Source organism: Enterobacter cloacae complex sp. SHL022, from assembly GCF_049237785.1.
GTDB lineage: Bacteria > Pseudomonadota > Gammaproteobacteria > Enterobacterales > Enterobacteriaceae > Enterobacter > Enterobacter hormaechei_C.
In genome coordinates this window covers 75339-91378 of sequence record NZ_JBMKJH010000002.1, presented here as the reverse complement: position 1 = coordinate 91378, position 16040 = coordinate 75339, and the positions used below count along the sequence as shown (strand labels likewise).

Genomic DNA, 16040 nt, shown 5'->3' with positions numbered 1-16040 from the left:
GGTGAAAATAATGCCAACCAAAATCGTCATAAAAAAGAATACGTATTTCGATTCGGTTTCCTTAATGTCGGTTTCCACCAAAGCCAATAAATTGCCGGGCGTCGAGCAGGCGTTTGTGGCGATGGCGACGGAAATGAACAAAGGCGTATTAAAAAACCTCGGGCTATTAACGCCGGAATTAGCGGACGCGAAAAATGGCGACCTGATGATCGTGATTAAAGGCGACGCGGCAAATGATGAAACCCTGGCCGCCATTGAAGCGCTGTTCACGCGTAAAGAGCGCACGGGCTCCCATGAAGCACGCTACGCGTCGATTGCCAGCGCCAAAACCCATCGTCCGGACAGCAACCTGGCGGTGATTTCCGTCAACGGCACCTTCGCCGCCCGGGAAGCGCGTCAGGCGCTGGAAAACGATCTTAACGTGATGCTTTTCTCCGATAACGTATCGCTCGACGACGAGCTGGCGCTGAAGCAGTTGGCGCATGAAAAGGGTCTGCTGATGATGGGGCCAGACTGCGGCACCGCCATTATCAACGGCGCGGGGCTGTGCTTCGCCAACACGGTGCGTCGCGGGCCGATTGGCATCGTTGGCGCCTCCGGTACCGGCAGCCAGGAGCTGAGCGTGCGCATTCATGAGTTCGGCGGCGGCGTGTCGCAGTTGATCGGCACCGGCGGGCGCGATCTTAGCGAGAAGATCGGCGGCCTGATGATGCTCGACGCCATCGACATGCTGGAGGCGGACGACGCGACTCGGGTGATAGCGCTCATCTCCAAACCGCCAGCACCCGCGGTGGCTGAGAAGGTGCTGGCCCGGGCACGCGCCTGCCGCAAGCCTGTAGTTGTGTGCTTCCTGGGCCGCAACGAACCGCCTGCCGATGAAGACGGTTTGCAGTTTGCTCGTGGCACCAAAGAGGCGGCCCTGAAAGCGGTGCTGCTTACCGGCATTAAAAAAGACGACCTGGATTTACATCCGCTCAACTGGCCGCTGATCGAAGAGGTACGCACCCGCCTGACGTCGCAGCAGAAATACATTCGCGGCCTGTTCTGCGGCGGCACCCTGTGCGACGAAGCGATGTTTGCCGCGCTGGAGAAGTTTGACGATGTTTACAGCAACATCCAGCCGGACCCGGCCAGGCGTCTGAAAGATATCAGCGTCAGCCAGGCCCACACCTTCCTTGATTTCGGTGACGATGATTTCACCAACGGCAAGCCACACCCAATGATCGACCCGACCAACCGCATCAGCCGCCTGCTACAGGAGGCGCGCGATCCGCAGGTGGGCGTCATCGTGATGGACTTCGTGCTGGGCTTTGGCGCGCACGACGATCCGGTGGGGGTGATGATCGAGGCGATCAAAGAGGCACAGGCGATCGCGAACGCCGACAACCGTCCGCTGGAAATTCTCGGCTACGTGCTCGGCACCGATCAGGATCCGCAGTCGCTGGCGCAGCAGTGCCAGCTGCTGACCGACGCAGGCGTCATCTGGGCCAGCAGCAGCACCAACACCGGATTACTGGCACGCGAATTTGTCTGCAAAGGGGAGAAAGCATAATGACCACTTTATTCAACCAGCCGCTAAACGTCATTAACGTCGGCATTGCGATGTTCAGCGACGACCTCAAAAAGCAGCACGTTCCCGTGACCCAGCTCGACTGGACGCCGCCGGGGCAGGGCAATATGCAGGTTGTTGAAGCGCTCGACCAGCTGGCGGAAAAACCGCTGGCGAAGAAAATTGCCGCCGCGAACAAAATTGCCCTGGAGCGGATTATTCAGTCCCATCCGGTGCTGGTGGGCTATGACCAGGCCATCAACGTGGTGCCGGGCATGACCCGCACGACCATTCTGCACGCCGGTCCGCCAGTTACCTGGGAAAACATGTGCGGGGCGATGAAAGGCGCGGTTACCGGCGCGCTGGTGTTTGAAGGGCTGGCGACGGATCTGGAGGACGCCGCAAGGCTGGCGGCGTCAGGCGACATCACCTTCTCGCCGTGCCACGAGCACGACTGTGTGGGCTCTATGGCGGGCGTCACCTCCGCGTCGATGTTTATGCACATCGTTGAGAACAAAACTTACGGCAACCGCGCCTTCACCAACCTCAGCGAGCAGATGGCGAAGATCCTGCGCATGGGGGCCAACGACCAGAGCGTGATCGAGCGCCTGAACTGGATGTGCGACGTGCTCGGCCCGATGCTGCGCGACGCCATGAACATTATCGGCGAAATCGACCTGCGCCTGATGCTGGCCCAGGCGCTGCACATGGGCGACGAGTGCCACAACCGCAACAACGCGGGCACCACGCTGCTTATTCAGGCGCTGACGCCGGGGCTGATCCAGGCGGGCTATTCGGTGGCGCAGCAGCGTGAAGTGTTCGAGTTTGTCGCCAGCAGCGACTATTTCTCCGGTCCGACGTGGATGGCGATGTGTAAGGCCGCGCTGGATGCTGCCCACGGCATTGAGTACAGCACCGTCGTCACCACCATGGCGCGCAACGGCTACGAGTTCGGCCTGCGCGTTTCTGGCCTGCCGGGGCAGTGGTTCACCGGCCCGGCGCAGCAGGTGATCGGTCCGATGTTCGCGGGCTATAAGCCGCAAGACTCCGGGCTGGATATCGGCGACAGCGCCATCACCGAAACCTACGGCATCGGCGGCTTTGCGATGGCGACGGCCCCGGCAATCGTGGCACTGGTGGGCGGCACGGTGGAGGAAGCCATCGATTTTTCTCGCCAGATGCGCGAAATCACCCTCGGCGAAAACCCGAACGTCACCATTCCGCTGCTCTCCTTTATGGGGATCCCGACCGCCATCGACATCACGAAGGTTGCGGGCAGCGGCATTCTGCCGGTCATCAATACCGCCATTGCCCACAAGGACGCCGGGATCGGCATGATTGGGGCGGGCATCGTTCACCCGCCGTTTAGCTGTTTTGAAAAGGCGCTGTTGACCTTCCGCGATCGCTACTTTTTATAAGGCATGCATCCATGAAAAACATGAAACTGGAGTGGAAAAGAGGTGACTGGGCAGCTTATTTCGGGTTGATGACCAACAACCTGACCAATTTGCTGACCATGATGGGGTTGCTCATTTTTGTCGTCGGCATCCCGAAGGAGATTGTTTATGGACGCATCGCGCCAGCCTTCGGGCTGGCGGTGCTGGTGGCGAGTCTTTGCTATACGTGGTTTGGCCTGCAAATGGCGCGCGCTACCGGACGAACGGACGTCACCGCGTTGCCGTCCGGCCCGAGCGCGCCGTCGATTTTTACCGTGACCTTCCTGGTCTTAATGCCGGTTTACCAGCAAACCGGCGATGCGGATTTCGCGATTCAGATTGGCCTGGTGTGGTGCTTTGTGGAAGCGATGATCCTCGCGGGCGGTTCCTTCCTTGGGGAAACCATTCGCAAGATGATCCCGCGTACCGTGCTGCTGTCGTGCCTGTCCGGTCTTGGCTTGCTGCTGCTGGCGATGAACCCGATGTTGCAGGCGTTCGAAGCGCCGACCGTATCGTTTATCGTCCTGCTGCTGATCTTCATTAACTGGTTCGGTAAAAAGCCGATTTTCGCCCGTATCCCGACCGGCCTGCTGTTGTTAATTGCCGGTACTCTACTTGCGTGGATCTCCGGCCTGCAAAGCCCGGATGCCATTAAAGCGTCCATGTCATCCTTCGGCTTTAACCCGCCGGAAGTGCACGTGGACAGCTTTATGCAGGGGCTGCCGCACGCGCTGCCGTATCTGGCGTCCGCCGTACCGCTGGGGCTGGCGAACTACATCTTTGACCTGGAGAACATCGAAAGCGCCCACGCGGCAGGGGATGAATACCCGACCCGCAAGGTAATGCTGGCGAACGGTCTGGCCTCGATGCTCGGCTGCCTGATGGGCAATCCGTTCCCGGTCACGGTCTACGTCGGCCATCCTGGCTGGAAAGCGATGGGCGCCAGCATCGGCTACACCCTGGCGTCCGGCGTGACCATGTTCATCGTGCCGCTGTTCGGGCTGGGGGCCTTTATGCTCGCCATCATACCGATGACCGCCATCGTGCCGATTCTGGTGTTTATCGGCGTCGTCACCGCCAACCAGGTGGTGAGGGAAACCCCGAAAGTGGAGGTGCCCGTTATCTTCATCTGCCTGTTCCCGTGGATCGCCAACTGGGCGCTGACCATGATGAACAGCGTGATGAGCGCCGCGGGGACCAGCGCGGCGAAAATCGGCACCGACGTGCTGCACAGCAAGGGGATCTACTACGAAGGCCTGATGCATCTCGGCAACGGCGCGCCGCTCGCCAGCATGCTCTGGGGCTGTATCGCCATCTTCGCCATTATCAACAAACCGCTGCGCGGGGCCGTCGCCGCCGCAGGAGGCGCGCTGCTGGCGCTGTTTGGCGTGATCCACGCCCCGGTGGTGGGCTTTGCCGAGGGCAGTTCCCTGATGTTTGTCACGGCCTACCTGATGATGGGCGGGATGTTTGTGGTGAAGCATGTGCTGGATACCTCTGTTAATCCCCCTCTCCCTGTGGGAGAGGGCCGGGGTGAGGGCACCAGAACGCACCTTCTAAAGGAAACAAAATGAAAGAGCTTATGGTCGTCGCCATCGGCGGCAACAGCATTATCAAAGACAACGCCAGCCAGTCGATTGAGCATCAGGCGCAGGCGGTCAAAGCGGTGGCTGAGTCGGTGCTCGAAATGCTGGCCTCGGACTATGACATCGTGCTCACCCATGGCAATGGCCCGCAGGTGGGGCTGGATCTGCGCCGCGCCGAAATCGCCCACGAGCGGGAAGGGCTGCCGCTGACCCCGCTGGCAAACTGCGTGGCGGATACCCAGGGCGGCATCGGCTACCTGATCCAGCAGGCGCTCAACAACCGCCTGGCGGCGCGTGGCGAGCAAAAGGCGGTCACGGTCGTCACCCAGGTGGAGGTGGATAAAAACGATCCCGGCTTTACGCACCCGACAAAACCGATCGGCGCGTTCTTCAGCGAGGCGCAGCGCGACGAGCTACAGCTCGCGCACCCGGACTGGCATTTTGTCGAGGATTCAGGCCGGGGCTATCGCCGCGTGGTGGCCTCGCCCCAGCCGCGGCGCATCGTCGAGGCGGATGCGATTAAGGCGCTAACGCAGAAAGGTTTTGTGGTCATCGGCGCGGGCGGTGGAGGCATTCCCGTGGTGCGCAGTGAACAGGGCGATTACCAGAGCGTGGATGCGGTTATCGATAAAGATCTCTCCACCGCGCTGCTGGCGCGCGAGATCCGCGCCGACGTGCTGGTGATCACCACCGGCGTGGAGAAAGTGTGCGTGAACTTCGGCAAGCCGAACCAGCAGGCGCTGGATACCGTCAACGTGGCGCAGATGACGCGCTACATGGATGAAGGCCACTTCCCGGCAGGTAGCATGTTGCCAAAAATCGTCGCTTCGCTGGAATTTTTACGCCATGGCGGCAGGCGCGTAATCATCACCTCGCCGGACTGCCTGCCCGCAGCGCTGCGCGGTGAAACGGGTACCCATATTATTAATGAAGGAAGATAAGATGAGTGAGAATAAAAGCCGCCGCGAGTTTATCAGCCAGAGCGGCAAAATGGTTACTGCCTGCGCGCTGTTTGGCGCCACGGGTTCCGTCGCGTATGCTGCCGATTCTGTAAAGGCAACCTGCGAGACGGGTAAACCGATGAACATCACCGCAAAACATTACTATCTCGACAACGTGCTGCTGGAAGCCGGGTTTAACTACGACGGCAGCGTGGCGACAAGCACCCGCACCGAGCTGAAAACGCTGGAGATCAAAGACGGGAAAATCGTCGCCCTGCGCGATAACGGCAGCCACGCCGACGCGACCCTGCCGCACTACGACGCGGGTAAAAAGCTGATGCTTCCGGCGATGCGCGACATGCACATTCACCTGGATAAAACCTTCTACGGCGGCCCGTGGCGCTCCCTGAACCGTCCGGCGGGCACCACCATTCAGGACATGATCCGCCTGGAGCAGAAGCTGCTGCCGGAGTTACAGCCCTACACGCAAGAACGCGCCGAAAAGCTGATCGACCTGATCCAGTCCAAAGGGTCCACCATCGCCCGCAGCCACTGCAACATAGAGCCGGTTTCCGGCCTGAAAAACCTGGAAAATTTGCAGGCGGTACTGGCGCGCCGGGGCGCAGGCTTTGACTGCGAAATCGTTGCCTTCCCGCAGCACGGCCTGCTGCTGTCGAATTCTGAAAAGCTGATGCGCGAGGCGATGCAGGCGGGGGCGCATTATGTGGGCGGGCTGGACCCAACCAGCGTCGACGGCGCGATGGAGAAATCGCTAGATACCATGTTCCAGATTGCGCTGGATTACGACAAAGGGGTGGATATTCACCTGCATGAAACCAGCCCGGCGGGCGTGGCGGCGGTGAACTACATGGTAGAAACCGTGGAGAAAACGCCGGCGCTGAAGGGGAAGCTGACCATCAGCCACGCCTTCGCGCTGGCCACGCTTAACGAACAGCAGGTGGATGAGATCGCCACCCGCATGGCGGCACAGCAGGTAACCATCGCCTCGACCGTGCCGATTGGCACCCTGCACATGCCGCTGAAGCAGTTACGTGATAAAGGCGTGTTTGTCATGACCGGTACCGACAGCGTGATCGACCACTGGTCGCCGTACGGTCTGGGGGACATGCTGGAGAAAGCCAACCTCTACGCCCAGCTCTATATTCGCCCGAACGAGCAGACGCTTTCGCGGGCGCTGGGCATCGCCACCGGCGACGTGCTGCCGCTGAACGACAAAGGTGAGCGCGTGTGGCCTAAAGCGCAGGACGACGCCAGCTTTGTGCTGGTTGACGCCTCCTGTTCCGCCGAGGCGGTGGCGCGCATTTCTCCGCGCACCGCGACGTTCCACAAGGGGAATCTGGTCTGGGGCACGGTCGCCTGACGCCACGTTGGGGTATCGCTACAGGTGATACCCCGACAATCGCAACTCACGGTCAATCCACTCGACGAACTGCTGGATCTTCCACGCGCGTTCGTTCATGTGCGGCATCACCAGATGGTGCGCGTTGATGGCGATACCCATTTCATCAGGCAGCACCTGCACCAGCGAGCCATCCTTCAGGTGATCGGTAGCCATCATTTTGCTCTCCAGAATAAACCCAAGCCCCATGCGCGCCGCTTCAAAGCTCATGTAGGAGCGGTCGAAGCTGAGGCTGAAATTAAGCCAGGGCCTGTCGATATTGTGCCAGGCGAACCATTTCTCCCAGTTCACCAGAGTGCTGGTGGACGAGATAAGCGACTGTTGCAGCAGATCGGCGGGCGTGCTGATGGGATGCTCTTCTGCATAGTCCGGCGAGGCCAATACCACCAGCGTGTCGTTTTTAATGGTCATCACCCGGTAGGCGTCCCAGTCCGGAATACCGTGACGGATATCAATGTCGATATTATCTCTGGCGAACTGTAGGTTCTCATAGGAGCAGGTGAGATTGATGGTGATATCAGGATATTCGGCGCGGAATCTGCCCAGACGGCGCAACAGCCAGGACAGCCCGAAGGTGGGGGAAGAGTGCACGCGAAGCACAGCATTGTCTTTTTCTTTCACGATTTGATCGGTGGCGCGCCCGATGGCGCTCATCGCCGCCGAGACCTCCCGCAGATATTGTTCTCCCGTCGGGGTGAGTTGAACCCCTTTGCCGCTGCGGATAAATAATTTCTTGCCCAGCCACGATTCCAGCGACGCGATCTGGTGGCTTACCGCCGAAGGCGTGACGTTGAGCTGTTCCGCCGCCTGATGGATGCTCAGGGCGTTAGCAACGGCGATAAACGCCTGCAAATTTCTGAGCGAGGGCAGCGATAACGTCTGGCGATCCTGCGCGGACATGGCCTACTCCTTACACGATAATTGATAAAAAACATAACATTGAGACTGCGAGCGGGCAATTTTATCCCGATGTTATTTTTTTGAGCTGTATCGCGAATCAAATTTATCTCAGCAATAAATGAGCTTTATTGAATGGCGTTTCATGGGTGAGCCGATATATTGACGTTGAACGCAATAATAAAACGACTCACGGTGTTCGAATAATGAGGTAAGTTATGTCTCGTATAGAACAAGCTGTCCCCTACATAAAGACTAAAAAAACCAATTACCGTTTCGTTGTGCTGGCATTAATTTTTATTGTTTATGCCATTAACTATGCTGACCGAACAAATATTGGTGCAGTACTGCCGTTTATCATTGACGAATTTCATATCAATAATTTCGAAGCCGGTGCCATCGCCAGCATGTTTTTTTTGGGATACGCCCTGAGCCAAATTCCTGCGGGCTTTTTTATTGCCAAAAAGGGAATTCGCGGCATGGTGGCACTGTCGATATTCGGCTTCTCTGCCTTTACCTGGCTGATGGGCACCGCAACCTCGGTTCTGGGCCTGAAGTGTATCCGCCTGGGGCTGGGGTTAACAGAGGGGCCGTGCCCGGTCGGGCTGGCCTCCACCATCAATAACTGGTTTCCGCCAAAGGAGAAGGCCACGGCCACGGGCGTCTACATCGCCGCCACCATGTTCGCGCCCATCCTCGTGCCGCCGCTGGCAGTGTGGATCGCCATGACCTGGGGCTGGCGCTGGGTCTTCTTCTCCTTTGCGATCCCCGGCCTGGTCATTGCCGTCCTGTGGTATCTGCTGGTACGCACGAAGCCGTCCGAGAGCGCATTCGTCTCGAAAGCGGAGCTGGAGACCATTACCGCCGGTCAGGAGACGCCGGACGCCAGACGGGAAAACATCGTGATTTCACCGGGCTTTGCACGCCTCGATCGGCTGATCCGCGTGCGGGAATTAGCCCCGGTAAGCACGGTGAAAGGGCTGTTTACCTCGAAGAATATTCTCGGCGACTGCCTGGCCTATTTTATGATGGTCAGCGTGCTGTACGGACTGTTGACGTGGATCCCGCTCTATCTGGTGAAAGAGAAAGGCTTTACGTTTATGAGCATGGGGCTGGTCGCCAGCATGCCGTGCATCGGTGGATTTATCGGTGCGATTTTTGGCGGCTACGTCTCCGACAAACTGCTCGGCCGCCGACGTAAACCGACCATGATGTTTACCGCCATCAGCACCGTTTTAATGATGGTTATTATGCTGAATATTCCGCAAAGCACCGTCGCGGTTTGCGTCGGGTTATTTTTTGTCGGCCTCTGTCTGAATATCGGCTGGCCCGCTTTTACGGCTTATGGAATGGCTGTTGCGGACAGTAAAACCTATCCGATTGCCGCGTCCATTATCAATAGCGGCGGTAATCTCGGCGGATTTGTTTCCCCGATGCTGGCAGGTTATCTGCTGGATAAAACAGGTAGTTTTAATACCGTGTTTATTTATTTCGGTATTTGCGCAGCCATTGGCTTAATAATGATTATGCTGCTGGAAGAGCCGAAATAAAACATTAAATCTCTCTTGTCCTAATGGAGTAAATGTATGCTACTGAAAAATAAAGTCGCCGTTATTACCGGCGCGGCTTCCGTACGCGGTTTGGGTTTCGCTACGGCGAAATTATATGCTGAACAGGGTGCGAAAGTGGTGATTATCGATTTAAACGCTGAAGCCAGCCGGGCTGCCGCCGCGAGCCTTGGCGACGAACATCTGGGCCTTGCGGCGAACGTCAGCAATGAATTACAGGTTAATGCCGCCATTGAGCAGGTGCTGGGGAAATACGGGCGCATCGATATTCTGGTGAATAACGCCGGCATAACTCAGCCGATCAAGCTGATGGATATCAAACGCGAAAATTACGATGCGGTGCTTGACGTCAGCCTGCGCGGCACGCTGCTAATGTCCCAGGCGGTTATTCCCACTATGCGCGCGCAAAAGTCGGGCAGCATCGTCTGCATTTCATCGGTATCGGCCCAGCGCGGCGGCGGCATCTTTGGCGGCCCACACTACAGCGCTGCAAAAGCGGGTGTGCTGGGGCTGGCAAAAGCCATGGCGCGTGAGCTGGGGCCCGACAATGTGCGCGTAAACTGCATCACGCCGGGTCTTATCCAGACGGACATTACCGCAGGCAAGCTGAGCGATGAGATGAAAACGTCCATTCTGGCGGGCATTCCGCTTAACCGCCTCGGAGACGCGCAGGATATTGCCCGCGCCGCGCTGTTCCTCGGCAGCGACCTCTCTTCTTACTCCACCGGTATCACGCTCGACGTGAACGGCGGGATGCTGATCCATTAAGGAGATACGACGATGACGGATACCACAGTTCAACAGGTTGCCGCCGCGGCCTGGCGCATTCGCCGCTACGCGCTGCGCATGGGCGAAGTGCAGGGGCAGGGCTACATCGGGCAGGCGCTGGGCTATGCCGATGTGCTGGCCACCGCGTTTACCCATGGAATGAACCTTAAGCCGGGCGAGCCGGAGTGGGAGGGGCGTGACCGTTTTTTGCTCTCTCACGGCCACTACGCCATTGCCTGTTACGCCGCTCTGATTGAAGCGGGGATCGTTCCTGAAGAGGAGCTGGAGACCTACGGCGCGGACGACAGCCGCCTGCCGATGTCCGGCATGGCAACCTACACGCCGGGCATGGAGATCTCCGGCGGTTCGCTGGGGCAGGGCTTAAGCATTGGCGTTGGCATGGCGCTGGGGCTGAAGCGTAAGCAGAGCGCGGCATGGGTCGTTAACTCCATGTCGGACGGCGAGCTGGACGAAGGGTCAACCTGGGAAGCTGCGATGTCGGCGGCACATCACGGCCTGTCGAACCTGATCGTGCTGGTGGACATTAACCGCCAGCAGGCGGATGGCAACTCGCACGCGATCCTCGGCTTTGAGCCGCTGGAAGATAAATGGACCTCCTTCGGCTGGTACGTGCAGCGCGTCAACGGCAACGATGTCCCTTCACTGGTAACGGCGTTTGATAACGCCAAACGCTACCCGGAAAACCAGCCGCGCGTCATTTTGTGCGACACGCTGATGGGCAAGGGCGTGCCGTTCCTCGAAAAGCGTGACAAGAACCATTTTATTCGCGTGGATGCTGACGAGTGGCAAAAGGCACTCGCTGTGCTGGATGCCAACAAACCTGAAGGAGTGCTGTAATGAGCCAGACCACGGAGAAAAAACCGCGTTTAACCACGTCGGCGATGATTGCCTCTATCGCGGAAGAGGGCCAGGAGACGCGAGCCGCACCGTTCGGCCACGCGCTGGTGAAGCTGGCGGAACAGCGACCGGAGGTCGTAGGCATGACTGCGGATCTGTCGAAGTACACCGATCTGCATATTTTCGCTCAGGCCTACCCGGAACGCTTCTTTCAGATGGGCATGGCCGAGCAGTTGTTAATGGGGGCCGCGGGCGGCATGGCGAAAGAGGGTTTTATTCCTTTCGCCACCACCTATGCCGTCTTCGCCACCCGCCGCGCCTACGATTTTATCCATCAGGTGATTGCTGAAGAGCACCTGAACGTGAAGATCTGCGCGGCGCTGCCGGGGCTAACCACCGGTTACGGGCCGAGCCACCAGGCGACGGAAGATATTGCGATTATGCGCGGTATTCCGGGCATGACGATTATCGATCCCTGTGACGCAATCGACACCGAACAGGCGGTGCCGGCGATGGCAGCGCACGATGGCCCTGTCTATATGCGCCTGCTGCGCGGCAAGGTGCCGGTGGTGCTGGACCAGTACAACTACCAGTTTAAGATTGGCAAAGCTGCGCTGCTGGAAGAGGGGAACGATGTCCTGATCGTCGCCTCAGGCCTGATGACCATGCGTGCGCTGGAGGCGGCGAAGCAGCTGCGTAAGGATAACGTCAGCGTGGCGGTGCTGCACTCGCCCACCATTAAGCCGCTGGACGAAGAGACGATCCTGGCGCAGGCTGCGAAGCCGGGACGGCTGGTCATCGTGGCGGAAAACCACAGCAGCGTAGGCGGGTTGTGCGAAGCCGTCGCGTCGCTGTTGATGCGCAACCGCGTGAACGTGGATTTCGATACCGTCGCGCTGCCGGACGCGTTCCTTGATGCGGGCGCGTTGCCCACCCTCCATGACCGCTACGGGATCTCAACCACAGCCATGGTGGAGAAAATCCGGCGCAGGCTGTGATTTATAAGACGGATACGTTGTCAACGGGCGAGGGGTGCTTTACCCTCGCCACTGTTGCGATAAAGGAGTCCGTTATGGCACAAAACATCTACGACAACCCGGCATTTTTTGAAGGCTATACCCAGCTTCCGCGCTCGGTTCAGGGCCTGAACGGCGCGCCGGAGTGGCCCGCGCTCAAGGCAATGCTGCCAGATTTAACCGGTAAAGCGGTTGTCGATCTCGGCTGCGGCTACGGATGGTTCTGTCGCGCAGCGCGCGAGCTGGGCGCGTCTGACGTCACGGGTGTTGATATTTCAGAAAAAATGCTCGCCCGCGCGGCTGAACTGACTGATGACAATCGGATTCACTATCAGCTTAGCGATCTGGAATCTCTGGCGCTGAAAGCGAATAGCCTCGATCTGGTCTACAGCTCGCTGGCGCTGCACTATCTGCCGGAACTGGACACGCTATTCGCCAGGGTGCAGCGCGCGCTTAAACCCGGCGGCAGCCTGGTCTTCTCGATGGAGCACCCGATTTATACCTGCGCCACCCGTCAGGGCTGGCTCACCGACGACAACGGCGAGCGGTTCTGGGGCGTGAACCATTATCAGGACGAAAGCCAGCGCGTCAGCAACTGGCTGGCGGACGGGGTGATTAAATACCACCGCACGCTGGGCACCACGCTTAACGCACTGATCAAAGCGGGGTTAACGATAAGCGAAGTCAATGAGTGGGGACCAACGCAGACGCAGGTTGACGCCTGGCCCGCGCTGGCCGAAGAGGCGGAACGCCCGATGCTGGTGCTGATCGCCGCCCGTAAGGCTTAATAGCCGACTTTATATACCCGCCCGCTCTGTACCCCTTCCACGCTGCGGCGGTAGGCCTGCGCAACGGTCGCAGCGGGAACGCTTTCAAACCCGGGGAAGAAGCCGTCGTACGCTTCGGCGGATTCGGTCAGCACCGTCGGGCTGATCAGATTAATGCGAATGCCGCGCGGCAGTTCACAGGCTGCGGCGCGCACAAACCCTTCCAGCGCCGCATTGACCGTGGTGGCATTGACGCCCTGAGCAATCGGCTCGTGAGCCACAATGCCGCTTATCAGCGTAATCGAGCCGCCTTCGTTCAGGTAGTGCTGGCCGGTCAGCGCCAGACGAATCTGCCCCAGCAGCTTATCCTGTAAGCCCCGGTTGAACTCGCCGTCGGTCATGGTTGCGAGCGGGCCGAAGTGTACCCCACCGCTGGCGGAGACAATCGCATCCACCGGGCCGATCTTTTCGAACAGCGCCTGTACGCTCGCCTGCGAGGTGATATCCACCTGATGGTCGCCCTGCGTGCGACCCACGCTGATCACCTCGTGACGACGGCTTAGCTCATCTGTCACAGCACGACCGACCGTACCGCTGGCACCAATAATGACGATTTTCATAGCAGACTCCTTATGTTGTGAGCCTTCATTCTTTAATAAATAAAAATTCAGATAAACTGGGTTGATGTTAGAAGATTGCTAACCAGAGGTTCGGAATATGGATAAGCTTCGCGGCATGGAGACGTTCATCACGGTGGTGGAAAGCGGCAGCTTTACCGGCGCGGCGGCCCGGCTGGAGATGTCGGCGGTGATGGTCGGGAAGTATATTACGCAGCTGGAATCGCAGCTCGGTACGCGGCTGCTGGAGCGCAACACCCGTCGCCAGAGCCTGACCGACGCCGGACGCGTTTATTTCGAAGAGGCCAGGCGCGTGCTGGAGCAGGTCTCGATTGCTGAAAACGCGGTTGAGCGCCTGCGAGCCACACCCGCCGGCACCCTGCGCGTGACAGCGCCCACCTCGTTTGGCGGCTGCGTTATCGCGCCTCTGACGGCCACGTTTTTGCAGCGTTACCCGGAAGTGCGCATCGAACTGGATCTCACCAACCGAATGGTTGATCTGGTCGAGGAAGGGGTCGATCTGGCCATTCGTATCGGTGAGATCCGTAATGAGGACCTGGTGGCGAAATATCTGTGTCCCTACAACATGACGATCTGCGCCGCGCCGGATTATCTGGCGCGTCACGGTACGCCGCAAACGCCAGCCGATCTGGTGGATCACCTGTGCCTGTCGCACACGGTATGGACGGCGCGTAACGAGTGGCGGCTGCCGGGTGTGGAAGGCGAAGTGCGCTGGAAGCGTGATGCCGTCTTACGATGCAATGACGGCTACGGCTTACGCATGGCGGCGCGAGCCGGGGCGGGACTTCTGCTGCAACCGGAAGTGCTGGTGGCGGAAGAGCTGGCGAGCGGCAGGCTGGTTCGGGTTCTGGAAGCGTTTACGCCCGCGCCGAGGCCGGTGCATTTACTGTGGCGCCAGGATTTGCGGCCGCTGCCTAAGCTAACGGAATTTATTGCCCATATTCTGCTAAGATTGGGCACAATATAAAAAAAGAAGGTAAGTAAAGAATGTCTGCAAACAAACTCGCCAGCAGCGCGCAGGGCCTGCAATCCTCTGCCATCCGTGAATTATTAAAACATAGCAAAATGGCAGGCGTGATTTCGCTGGGTGGCGGTATTCCAAATCCGGACCTGTTCGATCATGAAGGTTTAAAAATCGCCGCTGATGCCGTGCTGTCTCAGCATTTTGGCGAAGCATTCCAGTACGGTCTGACGGAAGGCGTCCCGGGGCTGCGCGAAGAGATCCAACGCATCTCTGAAGGTCGCGGCATCGCCTGTAAAGCCGATGATGTGGTCATTACTTCCGGCTCGCAACAGTCGCTTGACGTGCTGGCGCGGGCGTTAATCAACCCGGGCGATACGGTCGTCGTGGAGCGGCCTACCTACCTCGCCGCGTTGCAGGTCTTTGGCCTGGCGCAGGCGAAATTTGAATCCGTCGGTACCGACGGCGACGGCATGAAAGTGGATGAACTAGAAGCGCTGGTGGCAACTAAAACCATCAAAGCGGTTTATATCGTGCCAACCTTTGGTAACCCGGGCGGCGTGACGCTCTCCGAAGCGCGTCGTAAACAGCTGGTGGAATTATCGAAGCGCTATGACTTCGTGATTATCGAAGACGACCCGTACAGCGAGATCAACTACACCGACGAAGCGTTCCGCCCGCTGATTGCTCATGCCAAAGATATCGGCAATGAGGATAACGTGGTGTACACCTCCACCTTCTCTAAAATCCTCGCGCCGGGCACCCGCGTGGGCTGGGTGCTGGTGCCGGAGTGGCTAAAGCGCGCGGTAGTGAACCTCAAGCAAACCACCGATCTGCACACCAGCACGCTGTCGCAGCTGATGACGTACGAATATCTGAAAACCGGTCGTCTGGCGAATCAGATTAAAATGATCCGCGAAGCCTACCGCCAGAAATACCAGACCTTTGCCAGTGGACTGGAAGCGGAGCTGGGCGATGTGATGTCGTTCCACAAGCCAAAGGGCGGCATGTTCCTGTGGGCGAAAATGAATAACGGCATCAATACGACGAAATGGCTGGAAAAAACGTTGAGCAACGGCGTCGTGTTTGTGCCGGGTGAGTTCTTCTACTGCAACGAGCCGGACCACACCACGCTGCGCATGTCTTTCGTTACCCCAACGGATGAGCAGCTTAAAGAAGCGGTTCGACGCCTGAGAATTTCCCTGTAACCGGATGCGCATAATGGCAGATGCCGTTATGCGCCGTTCCCGTGTCGGGTAAGCGTATTGCGTGGCGCGAGCGGATCAGGCAACGTCCGGCTTGCCGGATTTTCGCTTCGCCATGACTTCCGCAACGGTTTTTATCCGGCTTAACTCCTCCTGCGTGCGGGAGTTAGATTGCGCTTCCCAGATATCAACGTTTAGCTGTAAGTTCAGCCAAAATTCAATAGTGGTATTAAAGGCTTTTGCCAGTTTGATCGCCATATCGGCAGTAAGTTTGCGATTGTTATTGACCAACGCGCTTACGGTATTGCGGTGTACATTTAGCATCTCTGCCAGATCGTTGATTTTCAGATTGAGCGGTTCAAGATACTCATACTGCAACACCTCGCCCGGCGTGGTGGGTTTGCGGAGTGCCTGTTGAAGTGTCATAGGT

15 protein-coding genes are annotated in these 16040 nt (G+C 58.4%); 12 read left to right on the top strand and 3 right to left on the bottom strand.

What is annotated here, in order from left to right; all coding sequences use genetic code 11:
- The first annotated feature begins 10 nt into the window (after positions 1-10).
- Genes fdrA through ACOTZD_RS04570 form a run of 5 tightly spaced genes read left to right on the top strand, consistent with a single transcriptional unit; the run spans position 11 to position 6893 of the window.
- Positions 11-1552 carry an acyl-CoA synthetase FdrA gene (fdrA, locus tag ACOTZD_RS04590; protein WP_129329314.1) on the top strand — a complete coding sequence of 514 codons (1542 nt, stop codon included), beginning with the start codon at positions 11-13 and terminating at the stop codon, positions 1550-1552.
- Entirely contained in the window at positions 1552-2967 is a 1416-nt protein-coding gene (locus tag ACOTZD_RS04585) for a DUF1116 domain-containing protein (protein ID WP_414946668.1), read from the top strand. Before fdrA ends, ACOTZD_RS04585 begins: the two co-directional genes overlap by 1 nt.
- A gap of 11 nt (positions 2968-2978) precedes the next feature.
- Positions 2979-4559 carry a hypothetical protein gene (locus tag ACOTZD_RS04580; RefSeq protein ID WP_022651712.1) on the top strand — a complete coding sequence of 527 codons (1581 nt, stop codon included), beginning with the start codon at positions 2979-2981 and terminating at the stop codon, positions 4557-4559.
- Positions 4556-5512 carry a carbamate kinase family protein gene (locus tag ACOTZD_RS04575; protein WP_022651711.1) on the top strand — a complete coding sequence of 319 codons (957 nt, stop codon included), beginning with the start codon at positions 4556-4558 and terminating at the stop codon, positions 5510-5512. The genes ACOTZD_RS04580 and ACOTZD_RS04575 overlap by 4 nt, the downstream gene beginning before the upstream one ends.
- A gap of 1 nt (position 5513) precedes the next feature.
- Positions 5514-6893 carry an amidohydrolase family protein gene (locus ACOTZD_RS04570; RefSeq protein ID WP_023314699.1) on the top strand — a complete coding sequence of 460 codons (1380 nt, stop codon included), beginning with the start codon at positions 5514-5516 and terminating at the stop codon, positions 6891-6893.
- An 18-nt stretch (positions 6894-6911) separates the two neighbouring features.
- On the opposite strand, the gene ACOTZD_RS04565 is transcribed toward ACOTZD_RS04570, so the two are convergent.
- A complete protein-coding gene (locus tag ACOTZD_RS04565) occupies positions 6912-7832 on the bottom strand; it encodes a LysR substrate-binding domain-containing protein (protein ID WP_003862214.1) in 921 nt (306 codons plus the stop codon).
- Positions 7833-8047: 215 nt separating this feature from the next.
- On the opposite strand from ACOTZD_RS04565, the gene ACOTZD_RS04560 reads away from it, so the two are divergent.
- From ACOTZD_RS04560 to ACOTZD_RS04540, 5 genes are all read left to right on the top strand, one after another.
- On the top strand, positions 8048-9379 hold the full coding sequence (locus ACOTZD_RS04560; RefSeq protein WP_050870892.1) for an MFS transporter: 1332 nt from the start codon (positions 8048-8050) through the stop codon (positions 9377-9379).
- A gap of 36 nt (positions 9380-9415) precedes the next feature.
- A complete protein-coding gene (locus ACOTZD_RS04555; protein ID WP_003862216.1) occupies positions 9416-10165 on the top strand; it encodes an SDR family NAD(P)-dependent oxidoreductase in 750 nt (249 codons plus the stop codon).
- A 12-nt stretch (positions 10166-10177) separates the two neighbouring features.
- Positions 10178-11023, top strand: coding sequence for a transketolase (locus tag ACOTZD_RS04550; protein ID WP_032609986.1), 846 nt, complete (start codon positions 10178-10180; stop codon positions 11021-11023).
- Complete coding sequence (locus ACOTZD_RS04545) at positions 11023-12021, top strand: transketolase family protein (protein WP_022651706.1); 999 nt, start codon at positions 11023-11025, stop codon at positions 12019-12021. Before ACOTZD_RS04550 ends, ACOTZD_RS04545 begins: the two co-directional genes overlap by 1 nt.
- 74 nt (positions 12022-12095) lie before the next feature.
- The gene (locus tag ACOTZD_RS04540) at positions 12096-12827 is read left to right on the top strand and encodes a class I SAM-dependent methyltransferase (protein ID WP_174401909.1); all 732 of its coding nucleotides are present in this window, start codon (positions 12096-12098) and stop codon (positions 12825-12827) included.
- Here ACOTZD_RS04540 and ACOTZD_RS04535 read toward each other — a convergent pair.
- The gene (locus tag ACOTZD_RS04535) at positions 12824-13426 is read right to left on the bottom strand and encodes a short chain dehydrogenase (RefSeq protein WP_050870896.1); all 603 of its coding nucleotides are present in this window, start codon (positions 13424-13426) and stop codon (positions 12824-12826) included. The genes ACOTZD_RS04540 and ACOTZD_RS04535 overlap by 4 nt on opposite strands.
- A gap of 97 nt (positions 13427-13523) precedes the next feature.
- Here ACOTZD_RS04535 and ACOTZD_RS04530 point away from each other — a divergent pair, with 97 nt between their 5' ends.
- The gene (locus ACOTZD_RS04530) at positions 13524-14411 is read left to right on the top strand and encodes a LysR substrate-binding domain-containing protein (RefSeq protein ID WP_048241982.1); all 888 of its coding nucleotides are present in this window, start codon (positions 13524-13526) and stop codon (positions 14409-14411) included.
- Positions 14412-14431: 20 nt separating this feature from the next.
- Positions 14432-15613: a PLP-dependent aminotransferase family protein gene (locus ACOTZD_RS04525; RefSeq protein WP_022651702.1), complete on the top strand. Its 1182-nt coding sequence runs from the start codon at positions 14432-14434 to the stop codon at positions 15611-15613.
- 75 nt (positions 15614-15688) lie between these two features.
- Here the strand turns inward: ACOTZD_RS04525 and ACOTZD_RS04520 are convergent, their stop codons facing one another.
- Positions 15689-16036 carry a HigA family addiction module antitoxin gene (locus ACOTZD_RS04520; RefSeq protein WP_022651701.1) on the bottom strand — a complete coding sequence of 116 codons (348 nt, stop codon included), beginning with the start codon at positions 16034-16036 and terminating at the stop codon, positions 15689-15691.
- Between the last annotated feature and the right edge of the window lie 4 nt (positions 16037-16040).

Bases quoted from the DNA above. Each gene is read 5' to 3' on its own strand.
- fdrA (WP_129329314.1), top strand. From the start codon at position 11: ATGCCAACCAAAATCGTCATAAAAAAGAATACGTATTTCGATTCGGTT.
- ACOTZD_RS04585 (WP_414946668.1), top strand. From the start codon at position 1,552: ATGACCACTTTATTCAACCAGCCGCTAAACGTCATTAACGTCGGCATT.
- ACOTZD_RS04580 (WP_022651712.1), top strand. From the start codon at position 2,979: ATGAAAAACATGAAACTGGAGTGGAAAAGAGGTGACTGGGCAGCTTAT.
- ACOTZD_RS04575 (WP_022651711.1), top strand. From the start codon at position 4,556: ATGAAAGAGCTTATGGTCGTCGCCATCGGCGGCAACAGCATTATCAAA.
- ACOTZD_RS04570 (WP_023314699.1), top strand. From the start codon at position 5,514: ATGAGTGAGAATAAAAGCCGCCGCGAGTTTATCAGCCAGAGCGGCAAA.
- ACOTZD_RS04565 (WP_003862214.1), bottom strand. From the start codon at position 7,832: ATGTCCGCGCAGGATCGCCAGACGTTATCGCTGCCCTCGCTCAGAAAT.
- ACOTZD_RS04560 (WP_050870892.1), top strand. From the start codon at position 8,048: ATGTCTCGTATAGAACAAGCTGTCCCCTACATAAAGACTAAAAAAACC.
- ACOTZD_RS04555 (WP_003862216.1), top strand. From the start codon at position 9,416: ATGCTACTGAAAAATAAAGTCGCCGTTATTACCGGCGCGGCTTCCGTA.
- ACOTZD_RS04550 (WP_032609986.1), top strand. From the start codon at position 10,178: ATGACGGATACCACAGTTCAACAGGTTGCCGCCGCGGCCTGGCGCATT.
- ACOTZD_RS04545 (WP_022651706.1), top strand. From the start codon at position 11,023: ATGAGCCAGACCACGGAGAAAAAACCGCGTTTAACCACGTCGGCGATG.
- ACOTZD_RS04540 (WP_174401909.1), top strand. From the start codon at position 12,096: ATGGCACAAAACATCTACGACAACCCGGCATTTTTTGAAGGCTATACC.
- ACOTZD_RS04535 (WP_050870896.1), bottom strand. From the start codon at position 13,426: ATGAAAATCGTCATTATTGGTGCCAGCGGTACGGTCGGTCGTGCTGTG.
- ACOTZD_RS04530 (WP_048241982.1), top strand. From the start codon at position 13,524: ATGGATAAGCTTCGCGGCATGGAGACGTTCATCACGGTGGTGGAAAGC.
- ACOTZD_RS04525 (WP_022651702.1), top strand. From the start codon at position 14,432: ATGTCTGCAAACAAACTCGCCAGCAGCGCGCAGGGCCTGCAATCCTCT.
- ACOTZD_RS04520 (WP_022651701.1), bottom strand. From the start codon at position 16,036: ATGACACTTCAACAGGCACTCCGCAAACCCACCACGCCGGGCGAGGTG.